This window comes from Vibrio sp. S17_S38, from assembly GCF_014694375.1.
Classification (GTDB): Bacteria; Pseudomonadota; Gammaproteobacteria; order Enterobacterales; family Vibrionaceae; genus Vibrio.
On record NZ_JAAUWW010000014.1, the window covers coordinates 37,537 to 56,247 of the forward strand.

The 18,711-nt window shown below is 39.8% G+C and carries 19 protein-coding genes; 4 read left to right on the forward strand and 15 right to left on the reverse strand.

Annotated features, from left to right (window positions below):
• Nucleotides 1–2 precede the first annotated feature (2 nt).
• The 15 genes from atpH to rpmH form a co-directional block, all read right to left on the reverse strand.
• Nucleotides 3–533, reverse strand: coding sequence for a F0F1 ATP synthase subunit delta (atpH, locus tag HC725_RS11725; RefSeq protein WP_190332007.1), 531 nt, complete (start codon nt 531–533; stop codon nt 3–5).
• 15 nt (nt 534–548) lie between these two features.
• Nucleotides 549–1,019 carry a F0F1 ATP synthase subunit B gene (gene atpF, locus HC725_RS11730; RefSeq protein WP_190332008.1) on the reverse strand — a complete coding sequence of 157 codons (471 nt, stop codon included), beginning with the start codon at nt 1,017–1,019 and terminating at the stop codon, nt 549–551.
• 55 nt (nt 1,020–1,074) lie between these two features.
• A complete protein-coding gene (gene atpE / locus HC725_RS11735; RefSeq protein ID WP_017024253.1) occupies nt 1,075–1,317 on the reverse strand; it encodes a F0F1 ATP synthase subunit C in 243 nt (80 codons plus the stop codon).
• 45 nt (nt 1,318–1,362) lie between these two features.
• Nucleotides 1,363–2,169, reverse strand: coding sequence for a F0F1 ATP synthase subunit A (gene atpB / locus HC725_RS11740; RefSeq protein ID WP_190332009.1), 807 nt, complete (start codon nt 2,167–2,169; stop codon nt 1,363–1,365).
• A gap of 12 nt (nt 2,170–2,181) precedes the next feature.
• A complete protein-coding gene (locus HC725_RS11745) occupies nt 2,182–2,529 on the reverse strand; it encodes an ATP synthase subunit I (RefSeq protein ID WP_190332010.1) in 348 nt (115 codons plus the stop codon).
• 150 nt (nt 2,530–2,679) lie between these two features.
• Complete coding sequence (locus HC725_RS11750; protein WP_190332011.1) at nt 2,680–3,564, reverse strand: ParB/RepB/Spo0J family partition protein; 885 nt, start codon at nt 3,562–3,564, stop codon at nt 2,680–2,682.
• 43 nt (nt 3,565–3,607) lie between these two features.
• A complete protein-coding gene (locus HC725_RS11755) occupies nt 3,608–4,390 on the reverse strand; it encodes an AAA family ATPase (RefSeq protein ID WP_190332012.1) in 783 nt (260 codons plus the stop codon).
• Nucleotides 4,391–4,400: 10 nt separating this feature from the next.
• Complete coding sequence (rsmG, locus tag HC725_RS11760) at nt 4,401–5,054, reverse strand: 16S rRNA (guanine(527)-N(7))-methyltransferase RsmG (RefSeq protein ID WP_190332013.1); 654 nt, start codon at nt 5,052–5,054, stop codon at nt 4,401–4,403.
• Complete coding sequence (mnmG, locus tag HC725_RS11765; protein ID WP_190332014.1) at nt 5,051–6,946, reverse strand: tRNA uridine-5-carboxymethylaminomethyl(34) synthesis enzyme MnmG; 1,896 nt, start codon at nt 6,944–6,946, stop codon at nt 5,051–5,053. The genes rsmG and mnmG overlap by 4 nt, the downstream gene beginning before the upstream one ends.
• A gap of 498 nt (nt 6,947–7,444) precedes the next feature.
• The gene (gene mioC, locus HC725_RS11770) at nt 7,445–7,882 is read right to left on the reverse strand and encodes an FMN-binding protein MioC (RefSeq protein ID WP_190332015.1); all 438 of its coding nucleotides are present in this window, start codon (nt 7,880–7,882) and stop codon (nt 7,445–7,447) included.
• 172 nt (nt 7,883–8,054) lie between these two features.
• Complete coding sequence (gene mnmE, locus HC725_RS11775; protein ID WP_190332016.1) at nt 8,055–9,416, reverse strand: tRNA uridine-5-carboxymethylaminomethyl(34) synthesis GTPase MnmE; 1,362 nt, start codon at nt 9,414–9,416, stop codon at nt 8,055–8,057.
• A gap of 108 nt (nt 9,417–9,524) precedes the next feature.
• The gene (yidC, locus tag HC725_RS11780) at nt 9,525–11,171 is read right to left on the reverse strand and encodes a membrane protein insertase YidC (RefSeq protein WP_190332017.1); all 1,647 of its coding nucleotides are present in this window, start codon (nt 11,169–11,171) and stop codon (nt 9,525–9,527) included.
• Nucleotides 11,172–11,173: 2 nt separating this feature from the next.
• Entirely contained in the window at nt 11,174–11,431 is a 258-nt protein-coding gene (gene yidD, locus HC725_RS11785; protein WP_190332018.1) for a membrane protein insertion efficiency factor YidD, read from the reverse strand.
• Entirely contained in the window at nt 11,398–11,721 is a 324-nt protein-coding gene (rnpA, locus tag HC725_RS11790) for a ribonuclease P protein component (protein ID WP_238928496.1), read from the reverse strand. The genes yidD and rnpA overlap by 34 nt, the downstream gene beginning before the upstream one ends.
• A gap of 46 nt (nt 11,722–11,767) precedes the next feature.
• Entirely contained in the window at nt 11,768–11,902 is a 135-nt protein-coding gene (gene rpmH, locus HC725_RS11795) for a 50S ribosomal protein L34 (protein WP_190332020.1), read from the reverse strand.
• Nucleotides 11,903–12,515: 613 nt separating this feature from the next.
• Between rpmH and dnaA the strand changes: the two genes are divergently transcribed.
• The 4 genes from dnaA to gyrB are packed head-to-tail and all read left to right on the forward strand — an operon-like array spanning nt 12,516 to nt 18,623.
• Entirely contained in the window at nt 12,516–13,925 is a 1,410-nt protein-coding gene (gene dnaA / locus HC725_RS11800) for a chromosomal replication initiator protein DnaA (RefSeq protein WP_190332021.1), read from the forward strand.
• 40 nt (nt 13,926–13,965) lie between these two features.
• Nucleotides 13,966–15,066 carry a DNA polymerase III subunit beta gene (gene dnaN / locus HC725_RS11805; protein WP_190332022.1) on the forward strand — a complete coding sequence of 367 codons (1,101 nt, stop codon included), beginning with the start codon at nt 13,966–13,968 and terminating at the stop codon, nt 15,064–15,066.
• A gap of 38 nt (nt 15,067–15,104) precedes the next feature.
• The gene (gene recF, locus HC725_RS11810; protein WP_190332023.1) at nt 15,105–16,184 is read left to right on the forward strand and encodes a DNA replication/repair protein RecF; all 1,080 of its coding nucleotides are present in this window, start codon (nt 15,105–15,107) and stop codon (nt 16,182–16,184) included.
• Between the two features lie 18 nt (nt 16,185–16,202).
• The gene (gyrB, locus tag HC725_RS11815) at nt 16,203–18,623 is read left to right on the forward strand and encodes a DNA topoisomerase (ATP-hydrolyzing) subunit B (RefSeq protein WP_190332024.1); all 2,421 of its coding nucleotides are present in this window, start codon (nt 16,203–16,205) and stop codon (nt 18,621–18,623) included.
• Nucleotides 18,624–18,711 lie beyond the last annotated feature (88 nt).

Below are 18,711 nucleotides of genomic sequence, written 5' to 3' on the forward strand. Positions count from 1 at the left end.
CATTAAGACGTTAATGCATCGTTCATACGGTTCAAACGACCGCGAGTTGAATCATCGATGATTAAGTCTCCGGCTCGAATAATAACTCCACTAAGTAGAGTCGCATCTACACTGCAATTCAGCTTAACTTTGCGTTCAAGACGCTGCTCAAGTTTGCTGCCAATTTCTGCTAGCTGACTTTCTGTTAATTCAATTGCGGCAATTACCTCAACATCAACAATATGGTCATGCTCTTTTCTTAAAATTAAGAACTCTTCACAGATTTTAGGCAAGGCCTTTAAACGGCCATTATGAGCAAGAACTTTAATAAAGTTTTTACCATGCTCATCAAACTGGTCACAAATAGAAACAAAGATATCCGCTATTTTTTCAGCTGCAATCGATCTATTTAATAAATCAATCATACCTTTATCATTTGCAACTTCAGCAGCAAAAGCCAACATTTCAGACCATTGGTCTAATGCGTCTTTCTCAACCGAAAATTCAAAAGCTGCTTTAGCATAGGGGCGTGCGATTGTAGTCAAATCAGACATGTGCTGCCCCTCTAGTTACAGTTTTGCAGTAATATCATCAAGAATATCTTGGTGTACACTCTGATCAATAGAGCGTTCCAAAATTTTCTCAGCGCCAGCCATAGCGAGTACGGCTACTTGCTTACGAAGTTCATCGCGTGCACGATTACGCTCAGTTTCAATTTCAGCTCGGCCTTGATCTAAGATCTTTTGACGCTCAACTTTCGCATCATTTTGGCTTTCTTCTAAAATTTGATTCTTACGCTTATTCGCTTGATCGATAATTTCAGCAGCGGCTTTTTTAGCTTCTTTCAGTTTGTCCGAAGCATTAGCTTGTGCTAGACCCAAGTCTTTAGCTGCGCGGTCAGCGGCGGCTAAGCCATCAGCAATATTTTTCTGACGGTTTTCGATTGCTGCCATAAGTGGCGGCCATACATATTTCATGCAGAACCACACAAATAGAACAAACGCTATCGCTTGACCTAACAGAGTTGCGTTTATATTCACCGCATACTCTCCTTTGTTTGCAATTTAAAAACAAATACCGAATGAAATAGAAAAACTATCCGGCGACCGCAAACATCACATACAGACCTAGACCAACAGCGATCATAGGAATAGCATCCACAAGACCCATAACAATGAAGAACTGTGTACGAAGTAGAGGGATAAGATCTGGTTGACGAGCAGCACCTTCTAGGAATTTACCACCTAGCATACCGATACCGATTGCCGCACCAATTGCCGCAAGGCCCATCATGATAGCCGCAGCAATGTACAGCAGATCCATGTTTAAGTTTTCCATTGTATAACTCCAAGTTTTATCTGAATGTTATGTAAAAAATTTTTATTAATGTTCTTCTGATGCTTGAGATAAATACACTATCGTCAAAATCATAAAGATAAATGCCTGTAGGGTAATGATCAAAATATGGAAGATCGCCCATGGCACGGAGAGAACCCATTGTGACCACCAAGGCAGAAGCCCTGCAATCAAAATGAAAATCAATTCACCTGCATACATATTACCGAACAAACGCAGTCCCAATGAAACTGGTTTAGACAATAATGTTACACCTTCAAGAATTAGGTTAATTGGAATAAAAGCCCAATGATTGAATGGTTGTAAGCCAAGCTCTTTTGCAAACCCAGTGATACCTTTAATCTTAATGCTGTAAAACAAAATTAAGATAAACACACCTAACGCCATAGACATCGTAATGTTAACGTCAGCTGTTGGTACAACACGTAGATAAGGAATGCCAAGAACAGTAGCGGCATGAGGTAGAAAATCGACCGGAATAAGATCCATTAGGTTCATTAGAAATACCCATCCGAAGACGGTTAACGCTAATGGTGCAACTAATGCGTTCTTTCCATGGAAAATATCTTTTACTGAGGCATCAACAAACTCAACGACCATCTCAACGAAGCACTGTAGTTTGCCCGGAACGCCGCTTGTGGCATTTTTGCCCACGCGATAAAAGACCCACATCATCAAGCTGCCCAATAGCACAGAGACAATTAGTGAATCAATATTAAACGTCCAGAAGCCGGAAGCTTCGCCCATATGAACGATGCTGCCATTACTAGCACTTAAGTTAGTAAGGTGGTGTGAGATGTACTCCGTTGGAGTTAATTCACCTGAACCAGCCATTAGATATCCTGTCTAATTACGTTTGATAAAACCAAATGACATAATGCATTGCACAACAAAGGCCAATATATAACCCATAAAGAAAGTAATAAGATGCACTTGACAGTATTTAAAGAAAAATACAAATAGTGCGCCTGTAATTACAAATTTATAAGCGATACTTATATAGGCTTTCACCATAACCTTTGCAGCCGTATCAGCACCGGGTTTATTTAAATATAAACTCGTTACAATATATGGCACACAGTACACCAGCCCCCCAAAAATGGCAGATTGACTCGCCATATCTCCCTGTACATACAAACTGATTAAGCTTAATGCACCAACAACAATAAACTGAGTTAAAACTAAAAAAAACATTCTATTTACACCCAATTACACTTATTTTTGGCTCAGCTGTATGCGCAGGACATACTACACCTTACTCAACTTTGATTACAGTCAATAGCAAGGCGTAAAATGATTATTTTTACATTCTGTTAAATGATTGGCGATATTCTTATAACAGAGTTAATTAATTTCCAATTCTGTGTTAAGGATCTTGAGAACCTGCTCCATATCATCAAAACTGATAGTAATTTTACCTTTACCTTTCGCGTTGCGGTTAATAACCACTTTATTACCTAATTTTTCAGATAATAATTCAGCAAACTGCTGAGCAGGAAGATCATCACTTGGCCGCTTTTCAATTTTAGGCTCCAAATGCTTTTTGACTAGAGCTTCAGTTTGTCTAACGGTTAATTTCTTATCAACCACAATTTTTGCAACATTACTTTGATCACATAACTCTAGTGATAACAGGGCTCTAGCATGCCCCATCTCTATTTTTTTTGATATAACGCAATGTTTTACTTCTTCATCAAGAGTATTAAGGCGGATTAAATTCGTGACTGCTGTGCGTGATTTACCGATAGCATCAGCAACTTGTTGGTGCGTTAGTTCAAACTCTTGCTGTAAACGTTCAAGTGCTTGAGCTTCTTCAATTGCATTTAAATTCTCACGTTGAATATTTTCAATCAATGCCATTGCGATAGCTGCGCGGTCCTCAACATTTTTAATCACACAAGGTACTTGAGTAAGACCAGCTAATCTTGCAGCACGCCATCGACGTTCACCCGCGATAATTTCAAACTTATCTTCAGAGATCTGACGAACCACAATAGGTTGAATAATACCTTGCGAACGAATAGAAGAAGATAATTCTTCTAATGCTTCTGGTTGAATGTCTTTTCGAGGTTGATATTTACCGGAAGATAACTGAGATATTGCGATTTTAGCCAATTGCCCTTCTGAAGATAAGGCTTGGCTATGGGCGACTTTTTGTTGTTTTTCACGCGCTAAAGAACTGGTAGAAAGTAGCGCATCTAAACCTTTACCTAACCCACGTTTAGACATCGGAATGGTTTCCCTATCGGTATATAAATATGAAAAATAATTATTATGGCGTTGTAATAAGAAGCTCTTCTTTACGCAGCATTTCCCCAGCTAAAGCCAAATATGCTTTAGAGCCGGCGGAATATTTATCGTAATACATAGCTGGTTTTCCATGACTAGGTGCTTCGGCTAAACGAACATTACGAGGGATCACTGTACGATACATCTTATCGCCAAAGTGTTTTTTAAGTTGATCCGAAACATCATTAGCGAGACGATTTCGAGGATCAAACATGGTGCGTAAAATCCCTTCAATTTTCAGATCATGATTAACTACAGCTGCCAATTTACTAATGGTATCCATTAAAGCTGTTAATCCTTCTAAAGCAAAGTATTCACATTGCATAGGCACTAACACCGACTGTGAAGCTGCCATGGCATTAATCGTCAATAGGTTAAGCGAAGGAGGGCAATCAATAAAAATATAATCATAGTTATCTGCTACGTTGGCTAATGTGTGCTTTAAACGTAACTCACGAGAAAAAACTTCCATAAGCTTAATTTCAGCAGCGGTAACATCACCATTAGCAGCAATTAAGTCATAACCAGCAGGTGTATTTTTACACACCACATCATCAAATGGGATCTCATCAACTAATAAATCATAAGCTGTATAATCAAGATCATATTTATCAATACCACTGGCCATGGTTGCATTACCTTGAGGATCAAGATCAATGACAAGCACTTTTCTTTTAGTTGCAGCCATTGATGCAGCAAGGTTAACGCAAGTTGTAGTTTTACCAACGCCACCTTTTTGATTCGCAATTGAAATGATTTTACCCACGACTACCTCGTTATAATTCCTTATTTTCCAACAAGACCAAGTGACGGTCACCCTCTAACTCTGGAACTTGAAGAACTTTGATATCAATGACAGCAAAAGCTTTTGGTAATTGAGCAATTTCATCTTCAGGTAATTGCCCTTTTAACGCAAGAAAAACACCACCATCCAATTTTGGTAAATGGTGGCACCATTCAACCATATCAGTTATAGAGGCAAATGCGCGACTGATAACGCCATCAAAACCGTGCTCGGGATCGAATTCTTCAACTCTACTTTGTACTGGCGTGACATTATCTATTTCTAGTTCATGCACCACTTGTTTAATAAAACGAATACGTTTACCTAAACTATCAAGTAAAGTAAACGTCATTTCTGGGTTTAAAATAGCCAGAGGGATCCCCGGTAAACCAGGTCCTGTCCCTACATCAATAAAGCGTGATCCAGTGAGGTATGGGCTAACCACTAAACTATCAAGAATATGCCTAACTAACATATCCATAGGGTTACGAACGGATGTTAAGTTATAAGCTTTATTCCATTTATCTAACATCAAAACATAGCCAACTAATTGATTACGTTGTAAATCACTAACAACTAAATCAGTTTGAGACAATAATGAATCTAGCTTATCTCTTAAATTATTATTAATTAGACTGGAATTCATGCTGCATTGCCTTTTTTTAGAAGGCCTTGTTTTTTCAAGTGTACTAATAAAATTGAAATCGCTGCTGGTGTAATACCAGAAATACGTGAAGCTATACCAATCGTTTCTGGCTTGGAATTATTAAGCTTCAACACCACTTCATTAGAAAGTCCTTTTACATCAGCATATTCTAAATCAACAGGCAGTTTCGTATTTTCATGGCGCAATGATTTTTCAATTTCATCTTGTTGACGTTGAATATACCCTTCGTATTTAACTTGAACCTCGACTTGTTCAGTCGCTTGTTGATCGTCAACTTGTGAAGCAAACACATCTAAACTGATCAGTTTTTCATATGTCATTTCAGGGCGACGAAGAAGATCTTCACCGTTGGCTTCACGAGTGATAGGGGTTTTTAATAGCTGATTAAGTTGTTCAATATTGTCTGAATTAGGATTAACCCAAATATCTTTTAGACGTTGACGCTCTTGCTCAACATGTTCAACTTTTTGATTAAATCGCGCCCAACGAGCATCATCAACCAAACCAAGTTCACGGCCTTTTTCAGTCAAACGTAAATCGGCATTATCTTCACGCAGCAATAATCGATATTCAGCTCGAGAAGTAAACATACGGTACGGTTCTTTCGTGCCCATAGTAGATAAATCATCAATCAATACGCCCATGTAAGCTTGATCACGACGAGGGCTCCAAGATTCTTTTCCTTGGGTGTACAACGAAGCGTTTAAGCCAGCCATCAGCCCTTGAGCTGCAGCTTCTTCATAGCCGGTAGTACCATTAATTTGTCCAGCAAAGAATAAACCATTAATAAATTTAGTTTCATAGCTTTGTTTTAAATCACGAGGATCAAAGAAATCATATTCAATGGCATAACCAGGACGCATGATCTGAGCATTTTCAAAACCATGCATTGATTGAACGATCTTCACTTGAACATCAAATGGCAAACTGGTTGAAATCCCATTTGGATACAATTCTGTTGTTGTTAATCCTTCTGGCTCAATAAAAATCTGGTGACTATTTTTATCGGCAAAACGCATTACTTTATCTTCAATCGATGGGCAATAACGTGGACCAATACCTTCAATCACGCCAGAATACATTGGACTACGATCTAAATTATTACGGATCACATCATGCGTTTTTTCATTGGTATGTGTAATGAAACATGGGATCTGAGCTGGATGATCTTCTTTTTTTCCCATAAATGAGAATACAGGGATCGGTGTATCACCGTGCTGTTGTTCAAGACATGAAAGATCAACGGTGCGCGCATCAATGCGAGGAGGTGTTCCTGTTTTTAAACGATCAACTCTAAATGGAAGATCACGTAAACGATTTGCTAAGGCGATAGATGGTGGATCACCCGCACGACCGCCAGAGAAGTTTTCGAGTCCAATGTGGATCTTTCCACCCAAGAATGTGCCTACCGTTAACACGACAGCTTGAGCTTTAAATTTAAGGCCCATTTGAGTTATTACGCCAATAACTTGAGAACCTTCAACAATTAAATCATCAACGGCTTGTTGAAATAAAGTTAAATTAGGCTGATTTTCTAAGGTTTGTCTCACTGCGGATTTATATAATAAACGATCAGCTTGAGCTCGAGTAGCACGTACTGCAGGCCCTTTAGATGCATTAAGTGTTCTGAATTGAATTCCAGACTTATCAATAGCTTGAGCCATTAAACCACCAAGAGCATCCACTTCTTTAACTAAGTGACCTTTGCCAATTCCCCCAATAGCAGGGTTGCAGGACATTTGGCCTAACGTATCGATATTGTGAGTTAGCAATAACGTTTTTTGGCCTGTTCGTGCAGATGCCAATGCAGCTTCCGTTCCTGCATGGCCACCACCAACGACAATAACGTCAAAGTTTTCGTGATAAAACATGAGCAGACCTCGAGTTCAATAGTTGATCATTTATTTTAGATGATCGGGAAATAAAAGGAGCGCTATTCTACCTTTTTTCATGGGAAGAGAGAATCGATTTGTCTAATTAAATAAAGGGCTCAAAGCTCTTAATATAAATAAGATCTTTATATAGATCTTTTATTAGATCTATTATTAAGGAAGCTCGATCTTGTGGATAATCAAAAAATGATCTTAAAGATCATAGAGTTTAAGAAGATCCTTTCCTGTGATCTAGCTTGGATCATCACGGGTATTAGCTGGGATCAAAATGGCTAGTTATACACAGGTGGATCTTTCTAATTAGTTATTAAGTGAATAACTACGTGAAGATCACAGGGTAAACGGCTAGTTATCCACATACTGATTGATTGTTTTTTGACCGAATAGATTTTATGTTTGCGCTTAAATGCAAAAAAATAGCCAAAGATTTTATAAATATTCTTTGGCGTTAAGTGAAAAATGCCCTGCCTTTACCTATCAAATGAAAGAATTTATATTTTTATTCAGCCATTCCTCTGCTGCATCTTCTGGAACAGGAGTGTTAATTACATCTATTTCTAAAGGAGGGCATAATTCTTGTGTTCCAATATCAATAAATGTGGCTCTTGCATCCTTACCGGCAGCACAAAAAGTGTCATAACTTGAATCTCCAATCGCAATAACGGCAAAAGACACATTGGACATTCGGGGTGGTGTATTTTTTATATTATCGATAAAAGGCTGAATATTATCAGGATAATCACCAGCACCATGAGTTGACGTAATGATGAGCCAAATTCCCTTTGCTTCTATTTCTGCAAGATTAGGCTGATTATGGATGGTGGTCTGTGCACCTTTATCGATAAGAAGATCACTTAAATGATCGCCGACATATTCAGCCCCACCGAGTGTGCTTCCTGTAATAATATGGATCATACCTATTCCTTTATTGTTTTTAGGATTACATAGAAGGAAATAGTAGAGTTTTGCGAAGAAAATTGCGAACAGTTATTAAGGCAAAATAAAACCCTTCACGTTTAGCTGAAGGGGTTTATTTTTATCGATATATCGTTGTTTTTCTGCATGGTTTTTGGTGTTTATTGGCTTACTATTTTCCTATGCAAAAAGAAGAGAAAATACGACCTAATAGGTCATCTGAGCTGAATTCTCCAGTGATTTCATTTAAGTATTGCTGAGTAATCCTCAGTTCCTCTGCTAAGATTTCTCCTGCCATGTAGCCTTCAAGTTGCTGTTGCCCTACCTGTAAATGTTCAGCTGCTTTATCTAGTGCCTCTAGATGGCGACGGCGGGCCATAAAGCTGCCTTCTGTGCCACCAGCAAATCCCATACAGTCTTTTAAGTGCTCACGAAGAGCGTCAATACCTTCTCCTGTCTTCGCGGAGAGGCGAATTAAGGTTGGATTGTTAACATGACAAATACCTAACTCTTCATTGGTTTGATCTGCTTTATTACGGATCACCGTCATGCCTATATTTTCAGGCAAACGTTCAGCTAAATCAGGCCAGATTTCTTTTGGATCAGTAGCATTCGTAGTAGTGCCATCAACCATAAATAAAACTCTATCTGCTTGGGCTATCTCATCCCAAGCTCGTTCTATTCCTATTCGTTCTACTTCATCTGAGGCTTCACGTAGTCCAGCGGTATCTATTATATGTAATGGCATACCGTCAATGTGTATATGCTCGCGTAATACGTCTCGAGTGGTTCCTGCTATATCTGTCACGATAGCCGACTCTTTACCTGATAACGCGTTTAACAGGCTAGATTTCCCTGCATTAGGCCGGCCAGCTATTACTACTTTCATGCCTTCACGAATAATAGCCCCTTGATTGGCTTCTTTTCGAACCGCGGCAAGATTATCAATAATACTTTGTAGATCGCTGCTGACTTTGCCATCAGCTAAAAAGTCAATTTCTTCTTCTGGAAAATCAATGGCAGCTTCGACATAAATACGCAGATAGATGAGTGAATCAACAAGCTTATTGATTCGACCAGAGAATTCGCCTTGCAAAGAATTTAACGCTGATTTTGCTGCTTCTTCAGAACTAGCATCGATAAGATCGGCGATCGCTTCTGCTTGAGTTAAATCTATTTTGTCATTGAGAAAAGCGCGTTCTGAGAATTCACCAGGGCGTGCTGCGCGAATACCATTAATTTTAAGAATGCGTTTGATCAGCATATCCATAACCACTGGGCCACCATGGCCTTGTAGTTCAAGCACATCTTCTCCGGTAAAAGAGTGGGGGTTAGGGAAAAATAAGGCAATGCCTTGGTCTAGTTGCTTCCCTTGTTCATCTTTAAAAGGTAAGTATTCTGCATAGCGAGGCTTTACTGCTCGCCCGAGAACTTCTTGAGCCACCTGAGTTGCTTTAGAGCCTGATACTCGAATGATACCAACACCACCTCGACCGAGAGCGGTTGCTTGAGCGACGATTGTTTCTGTTGTCATAATGTAACCAATGAAAGGTGGAAATAAATAATAGATTATCGACTAAATATCAATAAAGCAAAAGGCGACCATAAAGGCCGCCTTAATATTGATACTCATTGCTCAGAGTTAGCTTTTACTTTTTTTAGAGTGTAAGCCTTTTTTCTCTAACGCTCGGTAAATCAGCGTTTGCTGTACTAAGGTAACAATGTTTGACATTAGGTAGTAAAGAACCAAACCTGATGGGAACCATAAGAAGAAGAAGATGAAGATCAGTGGCATAAACATCATCATTTTCTGCTGCATTGGATCAGTAACCGTTGTTGGGCTCATTTTTTGAATGATCAACATCGATATACCCATCAATACTGGCAAGATGTAATACGGGTCTTGCGCAGATAAATCGTGGATCCAACCAAAGAATGGTGAATGACGTAATTCAACCGATTCCATTAATGCCCAATAAAGCGCAATGAAGATAGGCATTTGAAGAAGAATAGGGAAGCAACCACCTAGTGGGTTTACTTTTTCTTCTTTATACATAGCCATCATTTCTTGACTAACACGTTGGCGGTCATCGCCTAAGCGTTCTTTCATAGCGGCAATTTTTGGTTGCAGCATACGCATTTTAGCCATTGAGGTGTACTGAGCTTTTGTTAGTGGGTACATAGCACCACGAACAATGAAAGTTAGTAGAATAATTGCTACACCCCAGTTACTTACAAAGCTCTGAATAAATGAAAGCAATGAGTGAAGAGGTTTAGCAAGAAACCATAACCAGCCATAGTCGACCACAAGATCTAAGTGAGGAGCAACCGCTGCCATTTGATCTTGTAATTTAGGCCCAGTCCAAAGCGTTGCTTTAATTTCTGCGCTTTGATTATTAGCAATGACTTGATTTGGTGTGCGTACACCAATATCCGCTACATCGCCAATAACACGAGAATAAAGAATGGTGCCTAGTTGCTCACGCGGGATCCAAGCTGAAGCGAAATAGTGTTGCAGCATAGCAACCCAACCTTGGCCGTCACTTAAAGTCACGTTAAGGTTTTTGTCTTTCATTTCATCAAATTTATATTTTTTATATTTATTATCTGATGTTGAGAATGCACCACCAGTATAGACAGGCATACCAATGTGACCACCACCTTCTACCATTGTTTGGCGTAAGTGCGCATACATTCCAACGGTAGCATCTTGACCTGATTGGTTATTAATACTGTACACAACATCAATCGCGTAGCTATCACGCTTAATGATAAATGTTTTGGTGTATTGAATGCCGTTTGCTGAGTAAGTCAGAGGAATACGTAATTCATTTTGTCCATCAGCAAGTGTGAAAGATTGTGCTGTGGTTTGATAATGAGGTCGTTTTGAGCTACTGACATCAATACCTTGAGGACCGACTAAACCGCTTTGTGCGATATATTCATGCTCAGGAGTGTCTTGTAGTAGTACAAATGCATCCTTTGACTTTAATTCTGCAGCGTATTTATTTAATTTAGCAGAGACAACATCACCACCAACAGGGTTGATAGCAAGATCTAACACATCAGTGTGAACTTTGATGGTAGTGGCTGCAGGAACCGTTTTTGTATGCTGAGGAGATAATGGATCGGCTGAAGCTTCAGCAGGATCATTTGACAAACTAGTATTAGCTTGAGTCTGTTGTACAGGTGCTTTTTCTGGTTGAGCGTCTTTATTACTCCATTGTTGGAATAATAAAAAACTTACTAGAGCAAAAGCGATTAACAGAATATTACGTTGAGAATCCATTGTTATTTATCTCTGTCGTGTTTTTGATTTGGTGGGACAGGGTCATATCCCCCAGCATGTAAAGGATGGCATTTTAATAGACGTTTGCCAGATAACCAACACCCTTTTACACAACCATGCTCTTTTATTGCTTCAATAGCATAAGTAGAGCACGTTGGTGTAAATCGACATCGTGGGCCAATTAAGGGACTGATTAATCCTTTATATAGGTTTATTAAACCTATAGCTAACCACGATAAGGGCGAGATAGGCGATGCCATAACTTCTCAAATATTTTAAAAATATCTTCGTTACTCAAATCTTGAGCACTCTTTTTTGCAATTACGACAAAATCTTTACTTGGCAATTGGTTTTGTTGTAAACGGAAGCTTTCACGGGCTAAGCGTTTAAAACGATTACGACCAACGGCGGTTTTGATTTGTTTTTTAGGAACTGCTAATCCAAGTCTTGGATGGGAGAGTGTATTATTGCGAGCGATAATAGTGAAATGAGGGGAGCCTGCTCGATGAGCTTGCTGAAAGACATTTTGATAATGCTCGGGAGTTAACAAACGTAACTCCCGAGTAAAAGTAGACTTAGTCAAAATAATTCAAAAATTATTTTGAAAGGCGCTTACGGCCTTTTGCACGACGTGCATTAATTGTCTTACGACCGTTCTTAGTAGACATACGAGCACGGAAACCGTGAGTGCGTTTACGTTTAAGAACAGTAGGTTGAAAAGTGCGTTTCATGGTAATTACCTTTACTGATCAGTAGTTTATAGGTTCTTGTTAAACCCGGTGTGAGATGTTTTATCCGACACCTCTCAACAAAGAGGCGGAATTGTAATCATTGACAACCAAAGAGTCAATGCCTACGAGGCTTAATAAACAGTATTTAATACGGAGTACAAAACCAATTGGCCTAAAAATCTGTGTGCGGATTATACGGTTTATGTGAGCAAGTGCAAGGATCATCCTAAGATCTATTTATACTCACAATTTATATACAAATTATACCGTTGATCTTGATTGATATGGGTCATTATTAACAGTGATTAAACTTTGATTGGAATCGATTTTGTATAAAGCATTAATAAGGTGTTGTTAAGGTCAGTAAATCCTTATTTTTAATAGATGTGGGATTAGAAACCATTTTGGGGATAACTTTAGTTTTATTAACAGTTATGGCTATATTAATAGACAATGTGAGTTTTATTTTATGATTAAACACGGATTACTAATAAGAATCTGTGAATAACTTGAGATCTTATTCACTATTATAAGGATCTATCTCTGGTGATCTTGCTTGTTGAGATGTAGAATCGCTTTCCTTTAAGATCATTTCATTTCGTGTGAGGTTTCTGTGTCGTCTTCGCTATGGTTGCAGTGCTTGCAACAACTTCAAGAAGAGCTTCCCGCCACTGAGTTCAGTATGTGGGTTCGTCCTCTTCAGGCTGAACTTAATGACAATACTCTCACTCTATTCGCACCTAACCGTTTTGTGCTTGATTGGGTTCGCGATAAATATCTCAATAGCATTAATAGATTGCTTAAAGAGTTTTGTGGTTCAGATACACCCAATTTGCATTTTGAAGTAGGGAGCAAGCCTACTCATGCCCCTATTTCTAAACCAAAACGTACAGCAGCCGATGTGGCGGCAGAATCGTCTGGGCCAGCACAAGTTCAACAAAGCCGCCCATTAAATAAATCTTGGGATACAGGTCAACGTGAAGTAGTGATTGATGTCAATCATCGCTCTAATGTTAACCCTAAACATAAGTTTCATAATTTTGTTGAAGGTAAATCGAATCAGCTTGGCTTAGCGGCAGCAAAACAAGTTTCTGATAACCCTGGCGTTTCTTATAACCCACTCTTTTTATATGGTGGAACAGGTTTAGGTAAGACTCACTTGTTGCACGCTGTGGGTAACGCCATTGTTGAAAGTAAACCTGATGCGCGTGTTGTCTATATGCATTCAGAGCGTTTTGTACAAGATATGGTAAAAGCGCTACAAAACAATGCCATTGAAGAATTTAAACGCTATTACCGAAGTCTTGATGCACTGCTTATCGATGATATTCAATTTTTTGCGAATAAAGAACGTTCTCAAGAAGAGTTTTTTCATACCTTTAATGCGTTATTAGAAGGCAACCAGCAAATTATCTTAACGTCGGATCGCTACCCAAAAGAGATTAATGGGGTAGAAGATCGCTTAAAATCTCGTTTTGGTTGGGGGCTGACCGTTGCTATTGAGCCACCAGAGCTTGAAACTCGCGTCGCTATTTTGATGAAAAAAGCTGAAGATCATCAAATTACTTTAGCGGATGAAGTGGCATTCTTTATAGCTAAGCGTTTGCGTTCTAATGTGCGTGAACTTGAAGGGGCATTAAACCGCGTGATCGCGAATGCGAACTTTACTGGCCGTCCAATTACTATCGATTTTGTACGTGAAGCGTTGCGAGATTTACTGGCGTTGCAAGAAAAGTTAGTCACCATCGACAATATTCAAAAAACAGTGGCTGAATATTACAAAATTAAAATGGCTGACTTATTATCTAAGCGTCGTTCTCGTTCTGTTGCGCGTCCACGTCAAGTGGCAATGGCATTATCAAAAGAGCTCACCAATCATAGCTTGCCAGAGATTGGAGATGCTTTTGGTGGACGAGATCATACTACGGTCTTGCATGCATGTCGTAAAATTAAAGAATTGCGTGAAGAGAGCCACGATATAAAAGAAGATTACTCAAATTTAATCCGTACTTTATCGTCTTAATTTTCACCATTATATATAACATTATTAGTTAGAGTAGATAATGAAATTTACTATTGATCGCACCCAATTGATAAAACCTTTACAACAAGTATCTGGCGCTTTAGGTGGACGTTCGACGTTACCTATTCTTGGTAACTTGTTAATTAAAGTGGAAAACGGTGAATTATCCATTACCGCTACCGATCTTGAAGTCGAGCTGGTTTGCCGTTTAGCGCTGACCGATCACTTTGAACCGGGCTGTACAACGGTGCCATCGCGTAAATTTTTAGATATTTGTCGAGGTTTACCCGATGATGCACATATCGACATTATTTATGAAAACGATCGATTATTAATGAAATCAGGCCGCAGTCGTTTTTCATTGACTACATTGCCAGCCACTGATTTTCCTAATATCGAAGATTGGCAAAGTGACGCACAAGTCACGGTTACTCAAGGTGAATTGCGTCGTTTAGTGGAAAAAACTCAATTTTCAATGGCAAATCAAGATGTTCGTTATTATTTAAACGGCATGTTATTTGAGATTGAAGGCAATACCCTACGTTCGATTGCGACCGATGGTCATCGTATGGCGGTTTCTGAAACTGGTTTGGTTGGTGAGTTTAATCAGCAACAAGTGATTGTTCCGCGTAAAGGGGTTCTTGAATTAGTTAAGCTGCTTGATCGCCCAGACGAAAACGTCACCCTACAGATTGGCAGTTCAAATATTCGTGCTAATGTGAATGAATTTACCTTCACCTCTAAACTGGTGGATGGTCGTTTTCCTGATTATCGTCGCGTAATGCCACAAAGTACCAATAAAACGCTTGAAGCTGATTGTGATGCATTGCGTCAGTCATTTTCACGTGCTGCTATTTTATCGAATGAAAAATTCCGAGGTGTTCGCGTTAATTTATCTGGCTCTGAAATGCGTATTACTGCCAACAATCCAGAGCAAGAAGAAGCAGAAGAAAATCTTGATGTAAATTATCAAGGTGAGCCACTAGAAATAGGCTTCAACGTTAGCTATGTATTAGATATTTTAAATACCTTAAAATGCCAAACGGTTCGTATGTCATTAAGCGATGCCAATGCCAGTGCGTTGGTTGAAAATGTCGATGATTCATCAGCCATGTACGTTGTTATGCCAATACGTCTGTAATATATGATGTCACTCTTAAATAGAGTCGGTGGTTGATCATGCCGTTAGCACGATTAGCCATTCAACAATTTCGCAATATTAAAGCCTGTGATCTCGAATTATCATCAGGCTTTAATTTTCTTATCGGCGCCAATGGTAGCGGTAAGACTAGTGTGCTTGAAGCTATTTATTTGCTGGGACATGGTCGTTCATTTCGTACTAGCTTAACCGGGCGGGTGATCCAGCATGACAATAGTGAATTGTTTGTGCATGGCCGTTTCATTAATAACGACGACTATGAATTGCCGATTGGTATTAATAAGCAGCGTGATGGTAGTAGTGAAGTAAAAATTGGTGGCCAAGGTGGGCAAAAAATAGCTCAGCTTGCTCAAACATTGCCATTGCAACTGATCCACACCGAAGGTTTTGAGCTGTTAACGGAAGGGCCTAAATTTCGCCGTGCATTTATTGATTGGGGGGTTTTTCATACTCAACCGCATTTTTATCAAGCATGGACACGATTTAAGCGGCTAATGAAGCAGCGTAATGCCTTATTAAAGACGGCTCGAAACTATCAAGAGCTCAGTTATTGGGATCAAGAACTGGCGCAATTGGCTGAAACGATTAGTCAATGGCGATCGGAATATGTGGCTCAGTTAAAACCAATTGCAGAACAAATTTGCGCGGTATTTTTACCTGAATTTGAAGTGAAAATTCAGTATTATAGAGGTTGGGATAAAGACACCCCATACGCGGATAGTTTGAAGAACAATTTTGAGCGTGATCAGCAACTCGGCTACACATTCAGTAGCCCTAATAAAGCTGATTTAAAGCTTAAAATTCATGCAACACCGGTAGAAGATATATTGTCACGAGGTCAGTTGAAATTAATGGTGTGTGCGCTGCGACTTGCGCAAGGCCAACATTTAAGCCAAGCGGTAGACAAACAGTGTATTTATTTAATTGATGATTTTGCATCAGAACTAGATAGTCAACGTCGCACACGTCTTGCTCAATATTTGAAGCAGACGCAGGCACAGGTTTTTATAAGCGCTATTACTGCAAGTCACATTGCTGAGATGCAAAGTGAAAATAGCAGGATGTTTCATGTGGAACATGGCAAAATAGAGCAAAGATAATTAAGGCGAGAACAATACATGTCGAACACTTACGATTCATCGAGTATTAAAGTACTTAAAGGGCTAGATGCCGTACGTAAACGTCCAGGAATGTATATCGGTGATACCGATGACGGTACTGGTCTGCACCATATGGTTTTCGAGGTCGTCGATAACTCAATTGATGAAGCGTTAGCGGGTCATTGTTCTGATATTATTATCACCATTCACGAAGATAATTCGGTTTCGGTTAGTGATGACGGTCGTGGCATCCCGACAGAATTGCACGAAGAAGAAGGTGTGTCTGCTGCTGAAGTTATCATGACAGTATTGCATGCGGGGGGTAAATTTGATGATAACTCATATAAAGTTTCTGGTGGTTTACACGGTGTAGGTGTTTCGGTTGTGAATGCCTTGTCTGAAAAGGTCGAATTAACCATTAAACGTAATGGTGAAATTTTCCAACAAACTTATCACCATGGTGTACCTGCAGCGCCACTTGCCGTGACTGGTACTACTGAATGTACCGGAACTCGAATCCGTTTCTGGCCAAGTGATGCAACGTTTAACAACATCGAATTTCATTACGATATTCTAGCTAAGCGTTTACGTGAGCTTTCTTTCTTGAACTCTGGTGTTTCTATTCGTTTAAGCGATGAGCGTGAAGAAGATAAATCTGATCACTTCATGTTTGAAGGTGGCATCCGTGCTTTCGTTGAGCATCTAAACCGCAACAAAACCCCAATTCATCAGAAGATTTTCTATTTTGACCATGCTCGCGAAGAAGATGGCATTACGGTTGAAGTGGCGATGCAATGGAACGATGGTTTCCAAGAAGGGGTTTACTGTTTTACCAATAACATCCCACAACGCGATGGTGGTACTCACTTAGCGGGTTTCCGTGGTGCTCTAACGCGAACCTTAAATAACTTCATGGACAAAGAAGGCTACTCGAAGAAAGCTCAAGCAGCCACATCGGGTGATGATGCTCGTGAAGGTCTAACCGCTGTTGTTTCAGTGAAAGTACCGGATCCAAAATTCTCAAGCCAAACCAAAGACAAGCTAGTATCAAGTGAAGTGAAGTCAGCGGTTGAATCAGCAATGAATGAAAAATTGTCTGAATTCTTAATTGAGAACCCAAGTGAAGCAAAAATTGTATGTGGCAAGATCATTGATGCCGCTCGTGCTCGTGAAGCCGCGCGTAAAGCTCGTGATATGACTCGTCGTAAAGGCGCACTCGATTTAGCCGGTCTGCCGGGTAAACTAGCCGATTGCCAAGAAAAAGATCCTTCTCTTTCTGAATTGTACATTGTGGAAGGGGACTCTGCTGGCGGTAGTGCCAAGCAGGGACGTAACCGTAAAAACCAAGCGATTTTGCCACTGAAAGGTAAAATCCTAAACGTTGAAAAAGCACGTTTCGATAAAATGTTGTCTTCACAAGAAGTCGCTACACTTATTACTGCACTTGGTTGTGGTATCGGGCGTGATGAATACAACCCTGACAAATTGCGCTACCACAACATCATCATCATGACCGATGCCGATGTCGATGGTTCACACATCCGTACTTTGTTATTGACTTTCTTCTATCGTCAAATGCCAGAGCTTATTGAGCGCGGCTACATCTATATTGCTCAACCACCACTTTACAAAGTGAAGAAAGGTAAGCAAGAGCAATATATTAAAGATGAAGATGCGATGGAGCTTTACCAAGCTGGTCTTGCACTTGATAACGCGGGTTTATATGTTAACGCTGATGCGCCTGCGCTAACCGGTGAGCATCTTGAGAAGTTAGTGCTTCAATATAACGAAGGCATGAAACTGGTTAAACGTATGAGCCGTCGTTACCCACTAGCGATGATTAATGAGCTGACTTACATTCCTCGCTTAACCGCTGAAATGTGTAAAGATGCCCTGCAAGTACAAGCTTGGGGACAAAAACTGGTTGAACAATTAAATGCTAAAGAAGTTGGTGCGAGCCAATACTCACTTGAAGTGGAAAAACACGAAGAGTTGGGGGTTAGTATCGTTAAGCTGGTGGTCCGTACTCACGGTGTGATGCATGAATACGTAGTGTCTTTAGATTTATTGAATTCTAAAGAATACGCTCGTTTAGCTGATTTATCTGAAGCGCTAGATGGTCTGATTGAAGATGGTGCTTATGTTAAACGTGGCGAGCGCCTTCAACCTGTTTCTACATTTGTTGAAGCGCTTGATTGGTTGATTAAAGAATCTCGTCGTGGTCTTTCATTGCAACGCTACAAAGGTCTGGGTGAGATGAACCCGGATCAACTTTGGGAAACCACCATGGATCCTGAAACGCGTCGCATGATGCAAGTTACCATTAATGATGCAGTTGCTGCGGATGAATTGTTCACTACCTTAATGGGCGATCAGGTTGAACCGCGTCGTAAGTTTATCGAAGACAATGCATTGAAAGTAGCTAACCTAGACGTATAGATATTACTTCTTAGTAAAAGAGATACTCAAAACCCTCGCCAGTCATGTCGAGGGTTTTTTTATGCTAAAAATGTGGGAAGAAATCCCA